Annotated in this window: 12 protein-coding genes; 7 read left to right on the top strand and 5 right to left on the bottom strand. The window is 65.7% G+C overall.

Features of this window, described 5'->3' with window-relative positions; all coding sequences use genetic code 11:
- Nucleotides 1-183 precede the first annotated feature (183 nt).
- Nucleotides 184-1,527, top strand: coding sequence for an aminotransferase-like domain-containing protein (locus tag AB7G19_RS14640; RefSeq protein WP_014493975.1), 1,344 nt, complete (start codon nt 184-186; stop codon nt 1,525-1,527).
- A 70-nt stretch (nt 1,528-1,597) separates the two neighbouring features.
- On the opposite strand, the gene AB7G19_RS14635 is transcribed toward AB7G19_RS14640, so the two are convergent.
- Both AB7G19_RS14635 and AB7G19_RS14630 read right to left on the bottom strand, forming a co-directional pair.
- On the bottom strand, nt 1,598-2,188 hold the full coding sequence (locus AB7G19_RS14635) for a YdcF family protein (protein ID WP_434057416.1): 591 nt from the start codon (nt 2,186-2,188) through the stop codon (nt 1,598-1,600).
- 71 nt (nt 2,189-2,259) lie between these two features.
- A complete protein-coding gene (locus AB7G19_RS14630; protein WP_085405938.1) occupies nt 2,260-2,847 on the bottom strand; it encodes a hypothetical protein in 588 nt (195 codons plus the stop codon).
- A 79-nt stretch (nt 2,848-2,926) separates the two neighbouring features.
- Here AB7G19_RS14630 and AB7G19_RS14625 point away from each other — a divergent pair, with 79 nt between their 5' ends.
- Entirely contained in the window at nt 2,927-3,361 is a 435-nt protein-coding gene (locus AB7G19_RS14625; RefSeq protein ID WP_028158298.1) for a hypothetical protein, read from the top strand.
- A gap of 3 nt (nt 3,362-3,364) precedes the next feature.
- Here AB7G19_RS14625 and AB7G19_RS14620 read toward each other — a convergent pair whose 3' ends face one another.
- The 3 genes from AB7G19_RS14620 to AB7G19_RS14610 form a co-directional block, all read right to left on the bottom strand.
- Complete coding sequence (locus tag AB7G19_RS14620) at nt 3,365-5,764, bottom strand: bifunctional diguanylate cyclase/phosphodiesterase (RefSeq protein WP_283017056.1); 2,400 nt, start codon at nt 5,762-5,764, stop codon at nt 3,365-3,367.
- A gap of 104 nt (nt 5,765-5,868) precedes the next feature.
- Nucleotides 5,869-7,302: an MFS transporter gene (locus AB7G19_RS14615; protein ID WP_085405883.1), complete on the bottom strand. Its 1,434-nt coding sequence runs from the start codon at nt 7,300-7,302 to the stop codon at nt 5,869-5,871.
- Between the two features lie 143 nt (nt 7,303-7,445).
- Complete coding sequence (locus tag AB7G19_RS14610) at nt 7,446-7,952, bottom strand: YciE/YciF ferroxidase family protein (protein WP_439035215.1); 507 nt, start codon at nt 7,950-7,952, stop codon at nt 7,446-7,448.
- Nucleotides 7,953-8,396: 444 nt separating this feature from the next.
- Here AB7G19_RS14610 and AB7G19_RS14605 point away from each other — a divergent pair, with 444 nt between their 5' ends.
- The 5 genes from AB7G19_RS14605 (at nt 8,397) to kdgD (ending at nt 15,296) form a co-directional block, all read left to right on the top strand.
- Nucleotides 8,397-9,479, top strand: a complete 1,083-nt coding sequence (locus tag AB7G19_RS14605; RefSeq protein WP_063982249.1) for a lysylphosphatidylglycerol synthase transmembrane domain-containing protein — start codon at nt 8,397-8,399, stop codon at nt 9,477-9,479.
- 90 nt (nt 9,480-9,569) lie between these two features.
- Nucleotides 9,570-11,519 carry a hypothetical protein gene (locus AB7G19_RS14600; protein ID WP_283017058.1) on the top strand — a complete coding sequence of 650 codons (1,950 nt, stop codon included), beginning with the start codon at nt 9,570-9,572 and terminating at the stop codon, nt 11,517-11,519.
- A 317-nt stretch (nt 11,520-11,836) separates the two neighbouring features.
- A complete protein-coding gene (locus AB7G19_RS14595) occupies nt 11,837-13,192 on the top strand; it encodes an MFS transporter (protein ID WP_063982247.1) in 1,356 nt (451 codons plus the stop codon).
- 122 nt (nt 13,193-13,314) lie between these two features.
- Nucleotides 13,315-14,220: a LysR substrate-binding domain-containing protein gene (locus AB7G19_RS14590; protein WP_063982246.1), complete on the top strand. Its 906-nt coding sequence runs from the start codon at nt 13,315-13,317 to the stop codon at nt 14,218-14,220.
- 131 nt (nt 14,221-14,351) lie between these two features.
- Complete coding sequence (gene kdgD, locus AB7G19_RS14585; RefSeq protein WP_441267896.1) at nt 14,352-15,296, top strand: 5-dehydro-4-deoxyglucarate dehydratase; 945 nt, start codon at nt 14,352-14,354, stop codon at nt 15,294-15,296.
- Nucleotides 15,297-15,319: the final 23 nt, after the last annotated feature.

Below are 15,319 nucleotides of genomic sequence, written 5' to 3'. Positions count from 1 at the left end.
TTCTTCTCCGGCCTATTGTCCGCGCAGCGAAGCAGGTGCCGTTGGCGCGGACGCTGTGAGCGCCTGCACCTCATTTGCCATCGGATTGCTCTCGCTCTCCTCGGCTCAATCGCGGAACTTGATGGAACTTAAATGCTCCAGTACACTACTCGGAGCAAGTAAAACATTGCTCTCGGTGCAATAATGTCCAAGTTCGAATACGTGAAGCTTGCCGATGCCATTGCGGCCGATATCACTAAAGGCACGTTAAGGCCCGGCGACCGGCTGCCGCCACAGCGCAACTTTGCCTATGACCGCGGCATCGCGGTCTCGACCGCGAGCCGGGTTTATACGGAGTTGCTTCGCCGCGGGCTCGTCGTCGGCGAGGTCGGCCGCGGCACGTTCATCTCCGGCGACATCAAGCGCGAGGTCGAGGCGTTGAGCGAGCCGCGCGACGCGCGGATCGATTTCGAGGTCAATTATCCGTTATTGCCGCAGCAATGGGCGATGATCGCCAAGAGCCTTGCCGGGCTCGAGCGCGTCGACGCGCTCGAATCCGCCCTGCGCGTCTCGACAAGCACCGGCACCAAGAGCGCGCGCAATGCGGCCGTCGCCTATCTCGCGCGCAAGGATTTCACGCCGCAGGCCGAGCAGATCGTCTTCACCGCCAACGGCAAGCAGTCGCTCGCCGCCGCGCTCGCCGCCCTCGTTCCCACCGGCGGCCGCTGCGGCGTCGAGGCGCTGACCTACCCTTACGTCAAGAGCATCGCGGCGCGGCTCGGCGTGACGCTGGTCCCGATTCCGATGGACGAATACGGCGCACGGCCCGATGCGATCCAGAAAGCGCATCGCGAAGCGCATCTGTCGGCGCTGTATCTCCAGCCCATCATCCAGAACCCGCTCGGCGTCACCATGAACGCGACGCGGCGCGCCGACATCATGCGCGTTGCCGAGAAGCTCGATCTCACCATCATCGAGGACGCCGTCTACGGCTTCCTCGCCGACGACACACCGCTGGCAGCGCTCGGGCCGGACCGTTGCATCGTGATCGACAGCCTGTCCAAGAAGGTCGCACCGGGCCTCGCGCTCGGCATCCTCGTGACCCCGCCGCATCTGCGCGAGAGCGTGATGAGCGCGGTCCGGACCGGCGGCTGGATCGCCTCGGGCCACGCGCTGGCGTCCGGGCAGCGGCTGATGGCCGACGGCACCGTCGCCGAGCTGACGCGGCTGAAACGGATCGACGCTGCGCGCCGGCAGCAGACCGCGGCAAGGCTGCTTGCCGGCTACCAGATCGCGGCCGACGCCCGTTCCTATCATTTGTGGCTGACGCTGCCGCCACACTGGCGCTCGCAGACCTTCGTCGCCGCAGCAGCCCGGCGCGGCATCGCACTGACGCCATCCTCGACGTTTGCAATTGCGCACGGACATGCACCGAACGCGGTGCGGCTCGCGCTCGCCCCGCCCTCGCTCGAGCAGCTCGATTCCGGCCTGCGCACACTCGTGTCGCTGCTCGGCACCAAGGAAGAGGATTTCGACTCGACGGAGTAAGCGAGAGCGTTGCGAGCGAAGTGATACCGGTTCGAAAACGCGTCGCAACAAAGATCCGGCCCTTCGCCGCTCAGGTCGCCGGCCATTCCGCGATAAAGCCCCTCGCCTTGTACGGCTCGATCTTGTCCCATTCGTGCAGGACACGCCGGCGAAACTCGACATTGGTGTGCCAGAGCGCGCGCGGCGTCGCAAAGCTGTCGACGGTGAGCAGCATCTTCTCGACGTCAGGCCAGTGCCGGTGCAGCGTCATCGGGTAGCGGCGCGCCGTCCAGGTGTTGCCGAGGCAGATCACGCTCCGGATGTTTCGCAGTCCAAGCGCTGCATCAATGATCGGCAGCGAGAAGATCACGTTCTCGCCGGTGTTCATTGCGCGATGTTCCTCGAGGATGAGGTCCGCCGGAATGCCGGCCGCGACCATCGCTGCCTTGATGATGGTGCACTCAGATTGCTCCGAGCCCGGCGTCACACCACCGCTGACAATCGACCAGCGGAAAAGGCCCTCGCGCCACAGCCTCGCGGCGGTGTCGGCGCGCAAGCCAACGTCCTCGCGGGTGCCGAACATGAACAACAGATCGGCCGGCCGGAGCGGCGTATCGATCAGATGCGTACGGTTGATTTCGACGATCTCATCCGCTGTAGGCTGCTGCCTGTTGCGATCCATGGTTGGCATGACAGCACGATGCGACACCGGCGCAGGGGCACGAAGTCACGTTTGATTGCGGCCGATTGCACCTAGGGCAGCAACGCCTTCGGCACACGATCAAAACTGTAGCTGTGCGGCTGGTTGCGCCGCACGAAGCCGCCGACCTGCCAGGCGAACAGCGCGGCAAAACCGATGATGAAGAGGGCGCCGGCGAATTCGCCGATCAGGAGCGCGCGGATCAGCAGCCCCGTCATCGCCACCGTCAGCACCGCCAGGAAGGCCAGCACCGCCGCATAGGTCTTGCGGCCGAGGCCTGCGGTCAATTCGGCGCGGCTGCCGGCTTGCGCCATACGTGCGTGCAGTTCGATGATGAAATCGCGAAAACCGTTGTCCTGCGGCGCCATTAACGCCGCGGTCTGCCAGCTCGTCGACAGGATCCTGATGCGGCCGCCGCCGGTGTGGCTGACATCGGCGCGAAAGCGGTGCTGCTGCATCGACACCGGGCGAAACGACAGCCGGATCGCCGAGATCTCGTCATAGCGCCACAGGCCGGAGCGGCCGGCGATGTGCCAGGACAGGCCCTCGTCCGTCAGCTCGAAACGATGCGCCGAGCCGATCAGCGACGCCTTGTAGGCGTAGCTCGTGACCGACGGGCCTTGCGCTCCCGAAACCTGTATCCCCACAATCAATCCCGTCCGCGCAATCCCGCCTGCGATCGGCTTGCGCGATCGCCCTCGCCCATCCTACAAGCGGGGCATGGCTGAGACGACCTTTTTTCCGCGCCGCCTGATTCTCGGCGCCGCCGTGATCTCCGGAGTGCTGCTCGCGCTCGCGGTGCACATGCTGGGCGCGCGCTACGGGCTCGACCTCGGCGGGCTCTGGCATTCCGACACGCACGAATTCATACCCGCGGGCGCAGCGATCGCCTGGTGGCTGATTGCCACGGTGGGTTTCTCCGGCGGCTATTTCACGGCGACATTGATGCAGAGCGCCGTCTCCGGACAGATCCCGCAGCGGATGCGGCAGTTCCTGATCGCGGTCGGCGTGCTGCTGCTTGCCGGTGCGGGCCAGGTGGCCTCGGCGCCGAGCCCGATCCCGTCCGTCTCGGGCGTGCTCGCCGGGCTCGCCGCGCTATGTCTTGGCGCCGTGATGGCGTTTTGCGGCGCGCATTTCGCGCTGCGCCGCGGCTAGACATCAGGCCGAGGCGAGCAGCCGCGGCCGGTTCAGCATCAACGCGACATCGGATGCGGGCCGCGGCTTGCTGAAAAGATAGCCCTGCGCCTGGGTGCAGCCCTCGCGCCGCAGCAGCTCGAGCTGCGCGTCGTTCTCGACGCCTTCCGCCGTGGTGACGATGCCGAGGCTGCGCCCGAGGCCGGTCACGGCGCGGATGATCGCCATGGAATCCTCGCGCGTCGCAAGCTCCGACACGAAGGAGCGGTCGATCTTGATCTTGTCGAACGGGAAGCTGCGCAGGTAGCTCAGCGACGAATAGCCGGTGCCGAAATCGTCGAGCGAGATCCGCACGCCCATGGCCCGCAGCTCGTGCAGGGTGGTCAGCGTCGCCTCGCTGTTCTGGAGCAGCACCGATTCGGTGATCTCGAGCTCGAGCCGCCGCGCCGCGAGCCCTGAGGCTGCCAGCGCATCGGTCACGGATGCGATCAGGTTCGGACTCTTGAACTGCACCGGCGACAGGTTGACGGCGACATCGACGTCGTCCGGCCAGGTGGCGGCGTCACTGCAGGCGCTGCGCAGCACGAACTCGCCGAGCTGGACGATGAGGCCGGTCTCCTCGGCCACCGGGATGAAGTTGATGGGGGCGATCAGGCCGCGCTGCGGATGGTTCCAGCGCAACAGCGCCTCGAAGGCGACGACGCGACCGCTGGCGACGTCGCGGATCGGCTGGTAGTACGCCTCGAACTCGTCGCGCAGCAACGCCGCCCGCAAGTCCATCTCCAGCAGCCGCCGCGCCTGCGCACGCGCATCCATGCCGGTCTCGAAGAAGCGATAGGTGCCGCGGCCGTCCGCCTTGGCGCGGTACAGCGCGAGGTCGGCGTTCTTCAACAGCTCGTCCGGATTGTCGCTGTCCTGCGGCGACAGCGAGATGCCGATCGAGACGCCGATCACGATCTGATGGTCGTCGATCTCGTAAGGCGCAGAGATCACCTCGACGAGGCGGCCGGCAAGGGCTCGCGCCGCGGCTTCCTCGGAGCGCCCGATCTGGACCACGGCGAACTCGTCGCCACCGAGCCGCGCCACGGTGTCGCTCGCGCCGACAGTGGCCTTCAGCCTGCGACCGACTTCCTTGAGCAGCGCATCGCCGATGGGATGGCCGAGCGAGTCGTTGACGTCCTTGAAGTGATCGAGATCGAGGCACAGCACCGCGAGCTGGTCGCCCGACTTCGCCCGGCCCAGTCCCTGCTCGAGCTGCTCGTGGAACAGCACGCGGTTCGGCAGATTGGTCAGCGCGTCATGGCGCGCCATGTGCGAGATCTTGGCCTGCGCCTCCAGCCATTCGGTGATGTCCTCGAAAGTCGCGACCCAGCCGCCGCCCTGCATCGGCTGGTTGACGACGCGGATGGAGCGACCGAACCGGGTGACGACCTGGCTGGTCGTGCGGCCCTCGCGCGCGTCGGCCACGAGGCGCGCGAAGAATTCGCCCGCATCGCCCTGCCACTGGCCCTTGGCCTGCTCTTCCCGCAACACGTCGACGAGCAGGCGGCCGGCGAGCGGAATGTCGGTGCGGCCGAGCAGCGCCGCGTAGCGCTCGTTGAAGAGCTGGATCTTGCCGTCCGCATCGAACATGCACAGTCCCTGCGACATGTTCTCGAGCGCGGTATCCAGCACGACCTGCTGGCGTCCCAGTTCGCCCTTGGCGCGGCGGTCGAGCAGAGCCGCCGCGAGCGCGATCGCGATGATCGCAGCGGCGGCGCTGGCGGTGAGGATCGACAATGAGGCCGGCGGGATCGACAGGCCACTGATCACGACCGCAGGATCCGGCGTCAGCTCCACGGCGCCCATGGCGGTGAAATGATGTGAGACGATGGCAAGCGTCAGCAGCACCGTCGCGCCGAGCGCGCCCGCAAGGCTGTCGCGGCGCCCCGCAACCACCAGGGCAAGCGACCCGAGAACGATGCCGAGGATGATCGAGACCGTCACTGTGCCGGTCGTCCAGCCGATGTGCGCGGGAATCTCGAGCGCCATCATGCCGGTGTAATGCATGGCGGCAACGCCGCCACCAACGACGGCGCCGCCGAGCGCAACCAGGCCCGCCCGCGTCACCGACACCGAGATGCTCAGCCCGATGAAGGTGACCGCGATCGCGAAGATCAGCGACAGGACCGTCAACGGAATGTTGTAAGCGCCGCCCGCACCAGGCCCGTAAGCCTGCATCGCGATGAAATGGGTTGCCCAGATGCCGCCGCCGGCGACGACGGCATCAAGCGCGACCCACGATACGCGAGCTCCCCCGCGCGCCGCACGCGCGCGGTGGAACAGGCTGATCGCCGCCGCGCTGGCGAGCAGACATACCGCTCCGCCGAGTGCGACCAGTCGCCAATCATGCTGATCCGTCAGGCAGTAAAGAACTTGATACATTGCCGGTCCCTATTCCAACCGCACTAGAACCGGCAGAGATGGACAGTCGGTAACCGGCTATGTGCCGGTTTCGGGAATGGTGAACATAGAATGTGTGGGATCGCTCACATTGAGCGCCCTTGCGCCCTTGCGTCAGGTGCATTTGCGCCGAGGCCGATCACGGCGGCGGTGAGCAGCAGGACGGCCGCCGATATGATTAGCGACTGGTGAAGGCCCGTCATGAATGCACTGTCCGAGGCCACCAGCGAGCCGAACAGCGCGACGCCGAGCACGCTGCCGGTCTGCCGCGTCGCGTTCAGGACGCCGGCGGCAATGCCGGAGCGCGCCTTGTCGATGCTGCCGAGCAAGGTGGAGGTCAGCGGCGGCACCAGCAGGCCAAGTCCGCCGCTGATCGCGATCATCTGCGCAAAGATCGCCCAGTAGCTGGTCCCGGCTTCGGTCCAGAGCAGCCCGAGACAGCCGAGCGCCGAGATACAGGCGCCGACCACGATGGTCGGGCACGAGCCGATGCGCTCGGCCAGACGCGGCGCCAGCAGGTTGAGCGGCAACACCGCGCCCATCATCGGCACGAAGGCAAGCCCGGTCCACCAGGCCGACAGCCCGTTGATCCTCTGGAAATACAGGCTCAGCACGAAGATCAGGCCGTAGATCGCGATGTTGACGAGGAGGCCGACGATCGTGGTCAGGGTAAACAGCCGGTGACTGAACAGCGACAGCGGCAGCATCGGCTGCACGGTGCGGCTCTCGCGCCAGACGAAGAGCACCGCGAATGCGGCTGAGGCAACGAATGCTGCGATCACGGCTGGATGGCTCCAGCCGAACGCACCAGCTTCGATGATCGCGCCGGCGAGCGCGCCCAACGCACCGATCGCGGCGAGCTGTCCCGGCAGATCGATCTCGCGCGAGCGCGACCGCGTGGTCTCGCTGGCGTAGCGCCAGCTCAGCCACAAGCCGGCAAGACCGATCGGCAGGTTAACCAGGAAGATCGCGCGCCAGCCAACCAGCGTGATCAGCGCGCCGCCGACGAAGGGACCGGCAGTCAGCGCCAGGCTCGCTCCGGCGGCCCAGACCGCCACGGCACGGCCACGCTCGCGGTCGTCCGCATAGGCATGATTGAGCAGCGCCAGGGAATTCGGCACCAGGATCGCCGCCGCCAGCCCCTGGACCAGCCGTGCTGCGATCAGCACGATGGCGTTGGGCGACAGCGCGCAGGCGAGCGAGGCCGCGGTGAAGATTGCGAACCCCGCCATGAAGATGCGCTTGGCGCCGATGCGGTCGCCGAGCGCACCTGCGGTCAGAATGAAGGCGGCAAAGGCGATGGTGTAGGCGCTGACCACCCATTGCAGCTCAGCGACGCCGCCGCCGAGCGTTTTACCCATCGCGTCGAGCGCGGTGTTGACGATGGTGACGTCGAGTTGCACCACGCCATAGCCGAGGCTCATCGCGGCAAGCGTGAGGGAGGTCGCAAGGCGCGAGCCGGCACGCTGCGCGCCGGCTCCGTTGTCGAGAGGTTCATATTTGATGGTGCTGGCTCGCATGCTGCCACCTCGGTTGCAGCCCCATGCGAAACATACGCTTCCAGCCCGCATTCATGCTTCGACAATGATCGTATTATGGATGCGTCAAATGCGAACGCCGCGCGGATGACCGCGCGACGCCTTTTTCGCAGCTACGCCCGGTCCTAGCTCGCCGCGCGCAGGTTCACCTTGCTCTCGGCGAGCGCGGTCAGCTTCCTGTCGGTCGCCTTCTCTTCTTCCAGCGTCTTGGCGAGCACGGTGGCGCAGTCGTTGCGGCCGAGCTGTTTGGCCCAGGCGATCAGGCTGCCGTAGCGGACGATCTCGTAATGCTCCGCGGCCTGGGCCGCGTTGATCAGGGCGGCGTCCAGCACCGCCTTGTCGGCGACTTCACCGGCGGTCTCGTCGGCTTCCTCGATGATGCCGTCGATGGCCGGGCAGTCGACCGCCTTCACCTGCGTGCCGTGCATCTTGAATACTTCCTCGAGCCGCTTGACGTGCTGCTTGGTTTCTTCGAGGTGCGTCAAAAAGCCCTGCTTCAACTGCGGATCGGTGGCCTTATCTGCCATTTTCGGCAGCGCCTTGGTGAGCTGCTGCTCGGCATAATAGATGTCCTGAAGCTGGTGCATGAACAGGTCGTTCATGGTTTTGATATCTTTTGTGAACAGTCCCATCGTTCCGATCCTCTCGGTTTCGGGAACACGGAGGCGTCGGCTCGCACGAAAAGCCGATGATTCCGCCATGTTCGATTGCTGATGGAGCGCTAACCAGCGCACGGTACCGACGTTCCAAAAAAGCTCGCATCGCTTGCGCTGGAACAATGCCGACTGCGGGCGGACACGAAATCATGTCAAGATGCGGACGCGCGTTCCGGGCAGGTGCCCCGACTCATATGCTTAACGCGCGCCCGATATGAACCACATATGACAAAAGCGGCGGTCCACCGCAGAACCTATCGGTCGAACGCAGAACCTATCGTTGTCAAGGGCTGCACAAGTCGCTGTTTTTGCCTTAAATGAGCTACAACATGCCTAGCGGTCGAAGCCCATTTCGGGCAGTGATCGCGCCCGACCGGTCAATGTCTGGCCGATCGGTCTTGCCCCCCGCCGGGAGGATGAATGCACGGACTGCTGCCCGCGCTGAAGCGCGGCTTCAAGAGATGGATCGGCTGGCGACGGCTCGGTGTTGCCGCGAGCGTCTTCATCATCGCCTTCGCGATCACCACGCTTGCGCGCACCCTCAAGGACATCGATACCGGCGTCATCCTGACCGCGTTGACCGAGATTCCCCGCGGGAATATCGGGCTGGCGGCGATCTGCGTCGTCTTCGCGTTCTGTACGCTGACCTTCTACGACTATTTTGCACTGCGAACGATCGGCAAGAAGCATGTGCCCTATCGCATCGCAGCACTCTCCAGCTTCACGTCCTATTCGATCGGCCACAACATCGGCGCCACCGTTTTTACCGGCGGCGCGATCCGCTTCCGGATCTATTCGGACTACGGGCTGAACGCGATCGACGTCGCGAAGATCTGCTTCCTGTCAGGCCTGACCTTCTGGCTCGGTAACATCTTCGTGCTCTCGATCGGCATGGTCATCCATCCGGATGCCGCCTCATCGATGGATCAACTGCCGTCGTCGATCAACCGGCTGATCGGGCTCGGCGGCCTCGCCTCGATTGGCGCCTATCTGGTCTGGCTCTGCATGGGCGAGAAGCGCCGCGAGCTCGGCCAGAAGGGCTGGAAGGTGGTGCTGCCCTCGGCGCCGCTGACGCTGGTCCAGATCCTGATCGGCGTGGTCGATCTCGGCTTCTGCGCGACGGCGATGTACCTGCTGATGCCGGCCAATCCGTCGATCGACTTCATGTCGCTGGCGGTGGTGTTCATCCTGGCGACGCTGATCGGCTTTGCCAGCCACGCGCCCGGCTCGATCGGCGTGTTCGATGTCGCCATGCTGGTCGCGCTGCCCGAATTCGGCCGCGAGCAGCTTCTGGCGACCCTGCTGGTCTTCCGCATCCTCTATTTCGTGATCCCGTTCGGCCTCGCCATCTCCATCATGGGCGCGCGCGAGCTCTGGATGAACGTGGTGGAGCCCTGGCAGGAGCGGCGGCGGCTGGCCGAGGCCTGCGCGCAAGGCAACCTGCCCAAGCAGGTAGCAGCGATGGAACGCGAGCGGTCGTTGCGACAGGCCAGCAAGCGGTAAGGCGGGCGGGCGACCGTCAGACAGAGGTTGCGGGCGGCGCAGCAATGCTCTCTTATTTCCGCCTCAACTTTGCCGTTGAACACGCGGGCCATGATCCCTTTTTCCTTTCGTACCCTTCCCGCAGGCCTCCTGCTGCTTGCCGGGATTCTGACGTCTTTGCCGCTCGAGCGCGCCGCCGCGCAGGGCGCCGGTGCGATGCAAATATCCTGGGAGGTGCGCAACCGCTTCCGCCTGTTCCGCGAGGAGCGCGACTTCCAGCTCCATGTCGAGAACGCGCGTAACCGCAGCATCCTCGCCGCCGAGCAGTCGCTGGAGCTCCAGAGCGAGGGCCGCGGCTGGGCCCGCAACATGGTCAACCGGCTCTGCATCGACCTCCAGGGCCGGGTCAACCAGCCCTGCACCCGCGACAACGTCAAAGAGAATTACCTCACCCCGACCGATCATCCGGTGACCGTGCGCCTGACCGGCGCAGTGCCGGTCGGCGCCACCTGCGCCTGGTCGTTCGACGACGGCGACGGGCCGCAGACCTCGACTTTCGATTGCGCCGAGCCGATCAACCTGCGGGTCCGCTACGGCAAGCAGACGGTCGCGAGCGTCGACGTCTCCTCCGGCTCCGATCCGACCCAGCGCGTCCAGGCCGAGATCCAGGTCCGCGACATCTTCGTCGCCGGGCTCGGCGACAGCATCGCCTCCGGCGAAGGCAACCCGGACCGGCCGCTGGCGCTGTCGGACGAGGGCTTCTGCTTCCGCTCCTATCTCGGTACCGCCGGTGCGCAATACTACCGGCCGAGCCGTGCCGGCTATAAAGGTGGCCGCGCCTGCGAAGCACCCGACACGCTCGCCAACTGGCAGCATTACGGCGCGCTCTGGTTCAACTCGCCCTGCCACCGCTCGCTCTACAGCTACCAGGCCCGCACGGCTCTCGCGCTCGCGGTGCGCTACACCCACATCGCGGTGACCTTTCTGCCACTCGCCTGCACCGGCGCCAGCATCGGCGACGGTCTGCTGGGCTCGCAGCGCGCCCGCGAATGCCCGCCCGGCAAGACCGGCGTCTGCAACACCAGCGTGAACGCCCAGGTCGCCGAGCTGCGTGAGGCGCTCACCGCGGCGAAAAAGCGCCAGCCGGACCGCACGCTCGATCTCGTGCTGCTCTCGGTCGGCGCCAACGACGTCTATTTCTCCGGCCTCGTCGCCGACGTCATCGTCGACACCGCGACCGAGCGCGCGCTGTTCCGCCGCTCCGGCGTAATGGCGAGCGTCGACGATTCCCGCGATGCACTGGCGCGCGAGCTGCCGCAGAATTTCGCCAAGCTGCGCGAGGCGCTGAAGCCGCTCGTCAGCGGCGACCTCTCGCACGTGGTCTATGTCTCCTACGCCAATCCCGCGCTCGCCGATGGCGGCGTGCCCTGCCGCGGCGGCCGCGCCGGGTTCGACATCCATCCGTCCTTCAACGCCGATCCGCAGCGCCTGGCCCGCGTCTCGACCTTCGTCGACACCGAATTCCTGCCGCAGCTGAAGAGCCTCGCCACCTGCACGCGCGGGGCGCTGTGCCGCGATCCCGAAACCGACCGCATGACCTTCGTGGACTCGCACCAGGCGGTGTTCGCCGATCACGGCTTCTGCGCCCATGCGGGCAACGATCCCGAATTCGACCGCACGTGTTTCGCCGAGAACGGCCAGAGCTTCAATCCCGATATCGTGAGCGCGGCGAGCCAGCCGATGCTGTGCGGCCGCGGCGCCTCGGAGTATCGCGCCTACCTGCCGCGCGCGCGCTGGATCCGCGATGCCAACGACAGCTATTTTGCCGCGATGACCTATCCGCAAGGCCTGCCGGCGGCGAGCCAGCCGACCGACATCCACGACGCCACCTGGGGCGTGCTCTCCGCCGTCTACGGCGGCGCCGTGCATCCAAGCGCGGAAGGCCACGCCGCGATGGCGGACGCCGCACTGCCGGCCGCGAGCAGCGTGCTCGGCCTCGATGCCGTGCCGCCCGGCGTGACACGCGGACTGTTGGCGCCGCTGCTGGGCACGCAGCAATAGCACGACACTGCTCCCACATACTCGGTGTCATCGCCCGCGAAGGCTGGCGATCCAGTACTCCGTGACAGCGGTGATTGAATCGAGAGGCTGCGGCGTACTGGATTCCCCGCTTTCGCGGAGAATGACAGTGGTGTGCGGAGCACGACCTCGCGCATCACGATCGCACATTCTCGTCACCTCGTGATCGTTCCCCGCACCTGCCGTTCCATCGATCCAAAAACGGCATCGATCGATACTCCCTTGAACTTGGACACTTTGCCGCGCGCGCCTCTAGGAGTCGCAGAGAGGAAACATTTCGAGTTCTAAGGAGGCGCGTGATGAGCGCAGTGGTGTCGTCCGCAGCGGACGTGAGGAGGTCTCGCGTCAGGCTGTTCATCGTGACCATGTTGTTCCTGGTTACGACCGTGAACTATGCCGACCGCGCCACCCTGTCGATCGCGGGCCCCGCACTCTCGAAAGAGCTGCATCTCGATCCCGTCGCCATGGGCTGGATCTTCTCGGCCTTCGGCTGGTCCTATGTCGCGGCGCAGGTGCCGGGCGGCTGGCTGCTCGACCGCTACGGCTCGCGCCTCGTCTATGCCTTCAGCATCATCGTCTGGTCGCTGTTCACGATGATGCAGGGCTGGGTCGGCTTCCTCAGCGCCGGCGCCGCCATCATCGTGCTGTTCGCACTTCGCCTCCTCGTCGGCGTCGCGGAAGCGCCCTCGTTCCCCGCCAACGCCCGCATCGTCGCCGCCTGGTTTCCCGGCAATGAGCGCGGCACCGCATCGGCCTTCTTCAATTCGGGACAGTATTTCGCCACCGTGATCTTCGCGCCGCTAATGGGCTGGATCGCGCATGATTACGGCTGGCGCTTCGTATTCTTCGTGATGGGTGGGCTCGGCGTCATCATGGGCCTGGTCTGGATCAAGACCGTCTACGGCCCGAAGGAGCATCCCGGCATCAACGAGGCCGAGTTCGATTACATCAAGGAAGGCGGCGCGCTGGTCGATCTCGACGCGCCCAAAAACGATCTGGTGCAGGAGCGTGCGCCCGAGTCCGGCTCCGGCTGGGATCACATCCGCCAGTTGCTCTCCAACCGCATGATGCTCGGCGTCTATCTCGGCCAGTACTGCATCAACACGCTGACCTATTTCTTCCTGACATGGTTCCCGGTCTACCTCGTCAAGGAGCGCGGCCTGTCGATCCTGCAAGCCGGCTTCGTCGCGACGCTGCCCGCGCTGTGCGGCTTCATCGGCGGCGTGCTCGGCGGCGTCATCTCCGACGCCATTCTCCGCAAGACCGGCTCGCTCACCATGGCGCGCAAGATCCCGATCGTCGGCGGCATGCTGCTGTCGATGTCGATCATCGCCTGCAACTATGTCGACGGACAGGCGCTGGTGGTCGGCTTCATGGCGCTCGCCTTCTTCGGCAAGGGCATCGGCGCACTCGGCTGGGCGGTCGTCTCCGACACCTCGCCCAAGGAAGCCGGCGGCGTCTCCGGCGGCCTGTTCAACACCTTCGGCAACCTCTCCTCGATCAGCACCCCGATCGTGATCGGCTACATCCTGGCCGCGACCGGCTCATTCAACGGCGCACTGCTGTTCGTCGGCGCCAATGCGCTGGTGGCCGCGTTCGCCTATCTCGTGGTGGTCGGCAAGATCGAGCGGGTGGTGCTCAAACGTTCCTCCTGAGGGCTCCCGCGGGAGCTTGACCAGGCAACTCAACGGCGGCTCCTCAGCCGCCGTCTTTGTTTTGGGGATGATCGATGCTAGAAGTGCCGGGGAAACGCCTTATCCATCTAAGGCATGTATCGATGTTCGACCTCAACCAGCTCCGCTGTTTCGTCACGGTGGCCGAAGAACTGCATTTCGGCCGCGCCGCCGCGCGACTGAACATGACCCAGCCACCGCTGTCGCGGCAGATCCAGGTGCTCGAGCACATCATCGACGCGCCGCTGCTGGAGCGCACCAGCCGCTCGGTGCGCCTGACGCCGGCGGGGCGCAGCTTCCTGCCCGAGGCAAGGCGCATCCTGAAGCTTGCGGAAAGCGCCTCGCAAGTCGCCCGCCGCATCGCGCTCGGCAAAACCGGCTCGCTGAAAATCGGCTTCACGGCGGCTGCCGCCTACGGCTTCCTCCCGGAGCTCGTCGCCGCCTGCCGCGCCAAGCTGCCCGAGGTCGATTTCTCGCTGAAGGAGATGGTGTCCGGTGATCAGTTCGAGGCGCTCAGCTCCGGCCAGATCGACGCCGGGCTGTTGCGGCCGCCGATCGCGCGCCCCGAAGTGGCCAGCCGCCGTGTCGTCGCCGAGCCCCTGCTCGCCGCGATCCCGAAGAAGCATCCGCTGGCGAATGCCGAGACCATCACCATCAAGGATTTCGACGACCAGCCCTTCGTGATGTACTCGCCCTATGAGAGCCGATATTTCCACGATCTGCTGGTGGCGCTGTTCACCCGCGCCGACGTGCTGCCGCGCTATGTGCAGCATCTGAGCCAGATCCATTCGATCCTCGCCATGGTCCGCGCCGGCCTCGGCCTTGCCATCGTGCCGGCCGCGGCTGCGAGCCTGAAGATCTCCGACGTGCGACTGCGGCCGTTGAAGCTGCGCACCCGCGTCCCCGTCGAGCTGTTCATGGTCTGGCGCCGCGACGACGAGAACCCGCTGCTCTCCGCTCTGGTCAAAATCGCAGGCGAATTGTCCTCCGCGGAGGTAGCGGACGATTGATGCTCAATCCGCATCGGTCGATATAGGCTTTGGCTTGGACGCGCATCGAACGGTCTCCTAAACAACGGCGCATGGACGCGCAGGCTTCGGCCCGCGTCCTCCACAACACGCAAATTAAGGGAGCAGCGCCCATGAGCAAGATGACCCCGCAGGAAATGGCCCAGAAGATCGGATCGGGCCTCCTGTCCTTCCCCGTCACGCCCTTCAAGGCGGACTATTCGTTCGATGAGGCGACCTACCGCGCCAACATGGACTGGCTGTGCGGCTATGACGTTGCCGGCCTGTTCGCCGCCGGCGGCACCGGCGAGTTCTTCTCGCTGACGCCGACCGAGGTTCCGCAGGTGGTCAAGATCGCCGTCGACGAGACCAAGGGCCGCGTGCCCGTGCTCGCCGGCACCGGTTACGGCACCGCCACCGCGCGCGAGATCGCGATCGGCGCGGAAAAGGCCGGCGCCGACGGCCTGTTGCTGCTGCCGCCCTATCTGACCCATTCCGAGCAGGACGGCCTTGCCGCCCACGTGGAAGCCGTGTGCGCCGCCGTGAAGATCGGCGTCATCGTCTACAACCGCGACAACGCCATCCTGCAGCCCGATACGCTGGCGCGCGTCGCCGAGCGCTGCCCGAACCTCGTCGGCTACAAGGACGGCATCGGCGACATCGAGCTGATGACCCGCGTCTACACCAAGCTCGGCGACCGCCTCACCTATATCGGCGGCCTGCCGACCGCGGAAACCTTCGCGCTGCCCTATCTCGACATGGGCGTGACGACCTATTCCTCGGCCGTGTTCAACTTCGTTCCAGAATTCGCCACCAACTTCTACGCCGCGGTGCGCAAGCGCGACCATGAGACGATCCATGCCGGCCTGAAGAACTTCATCCTGCCGCTGATCGCAATCCGCAACCGCAAGAAGGGCTATGCGGTCTCGATCATCAAGGCCGGCATGAAGGTGATCGGCCGCGATTCCGGCCCGGTCCGCCCGCCGCTGACCGATCTCACCGAGCAGGAGGTTGCGGAGCTGACCGCGCTGGTGAAGAATCTCCCCGCCATCCGATCGTCACAACAAGCTGCAGAATAACAGACAACAACAGGGAGGAGCGT

Origin of the sequence: Bradyrhizobium sp. 215_C5_N1_1, assembly GCF_052075935.1 — a bacterium.
GTDB classification, from domain to species: domain Bacteria; phylum Pseudomonadota; class Alphaproteobacteria; order Rhizobiales; family Xanthobacteraceae; genus Bradyrhizobium; species Bradyrhizobium barranii.
This window is presented reverse-complemented; position numbering and strand designations above follow the sequence as displayed.

Excerpts from the sequence above, each read along its gene's own strand:
- AB7G19_RS14640 (WP_014493975.1), top strand. The coding sequence starts at position 184 with ATGTCCAAGTTCGAATACGTGAAGCTTGCCGATGCCATTGCGGCCGAT.
- AB7G19_RS14625 (WP_028158298.1), top strand. The coding sequence starts at position 2,927 with ATGGCTGAGACGACCTTTTTTCCGCGCCGCCTGATTCTCGGCGCCGCC.
- AB7G19_RS14590 (WP_063982246.1), top strand. The coding sequence starts at position 13,315 with ATGTTCGACCTCAACCAGCTCCGCTGTTTCGTCACGGTGGCCGAAGAA.
- AB7G19_RS14610 (WP_439035215.1), bottom strand. The coding sequence starts at position 7,952 with ATGGGACTGTTCACAAAAGATATCAAAACCATGAACGACCTGTTCATG.
- AB7G19_RS14620 (WP_283017056.1), bottom strand. The coding sequence starts at position 5,764 with ATGTATCAAGTTCTTTACTGCCTGACGGATCAGCATGATTGGCGACTG.
- kdgD (WP_441267896.1), top strand. The coding sequence starts at position 14,352 with ATGAGCAAGATGACCCCGCAGGAAATGGCCCAGAAGATCGGATCGGGC.
- AB7G19_RS14595 (WP_063982247.1), top strand. The coding sequence starts at position 11,837 with ATGAGCGCAGTGGTGTCGTCCGCAGCGGACGTGAGGAGGTCTCGCGTC.
- AB7G19_RS14605 (WP_063982249.1), top strand. The coding sequence starts at position 8,397 with ATGCACGGACTGCTGCCCGCGCTGAAGCGCGGCTTCAAGAGATGGATC.
- AB7G19_RS14615 (WP_085405883.1), bottom strand. The coding sequence starts at position 7,302 with ATGCGAGCCAGCACCATCAAATATGAACCTCTCGACAACGGAGCCGGC.
- AB7G19_RS14635 (WP_434057416.1), bottom strand. The coding sequence starts at position 2,188 with ATGGATCGCAACAGGCAGCAGCCTACAGCGGATGAGATCGTCGAAATC.
- AB7G19_RS14600 (WP_283017058.1), top strand. The coding sequence starts at position 9,570 with ATGATCCCTTTTTCCTTTCGTACCCTTCCCGCAGGCCTCCTGCTGCTT.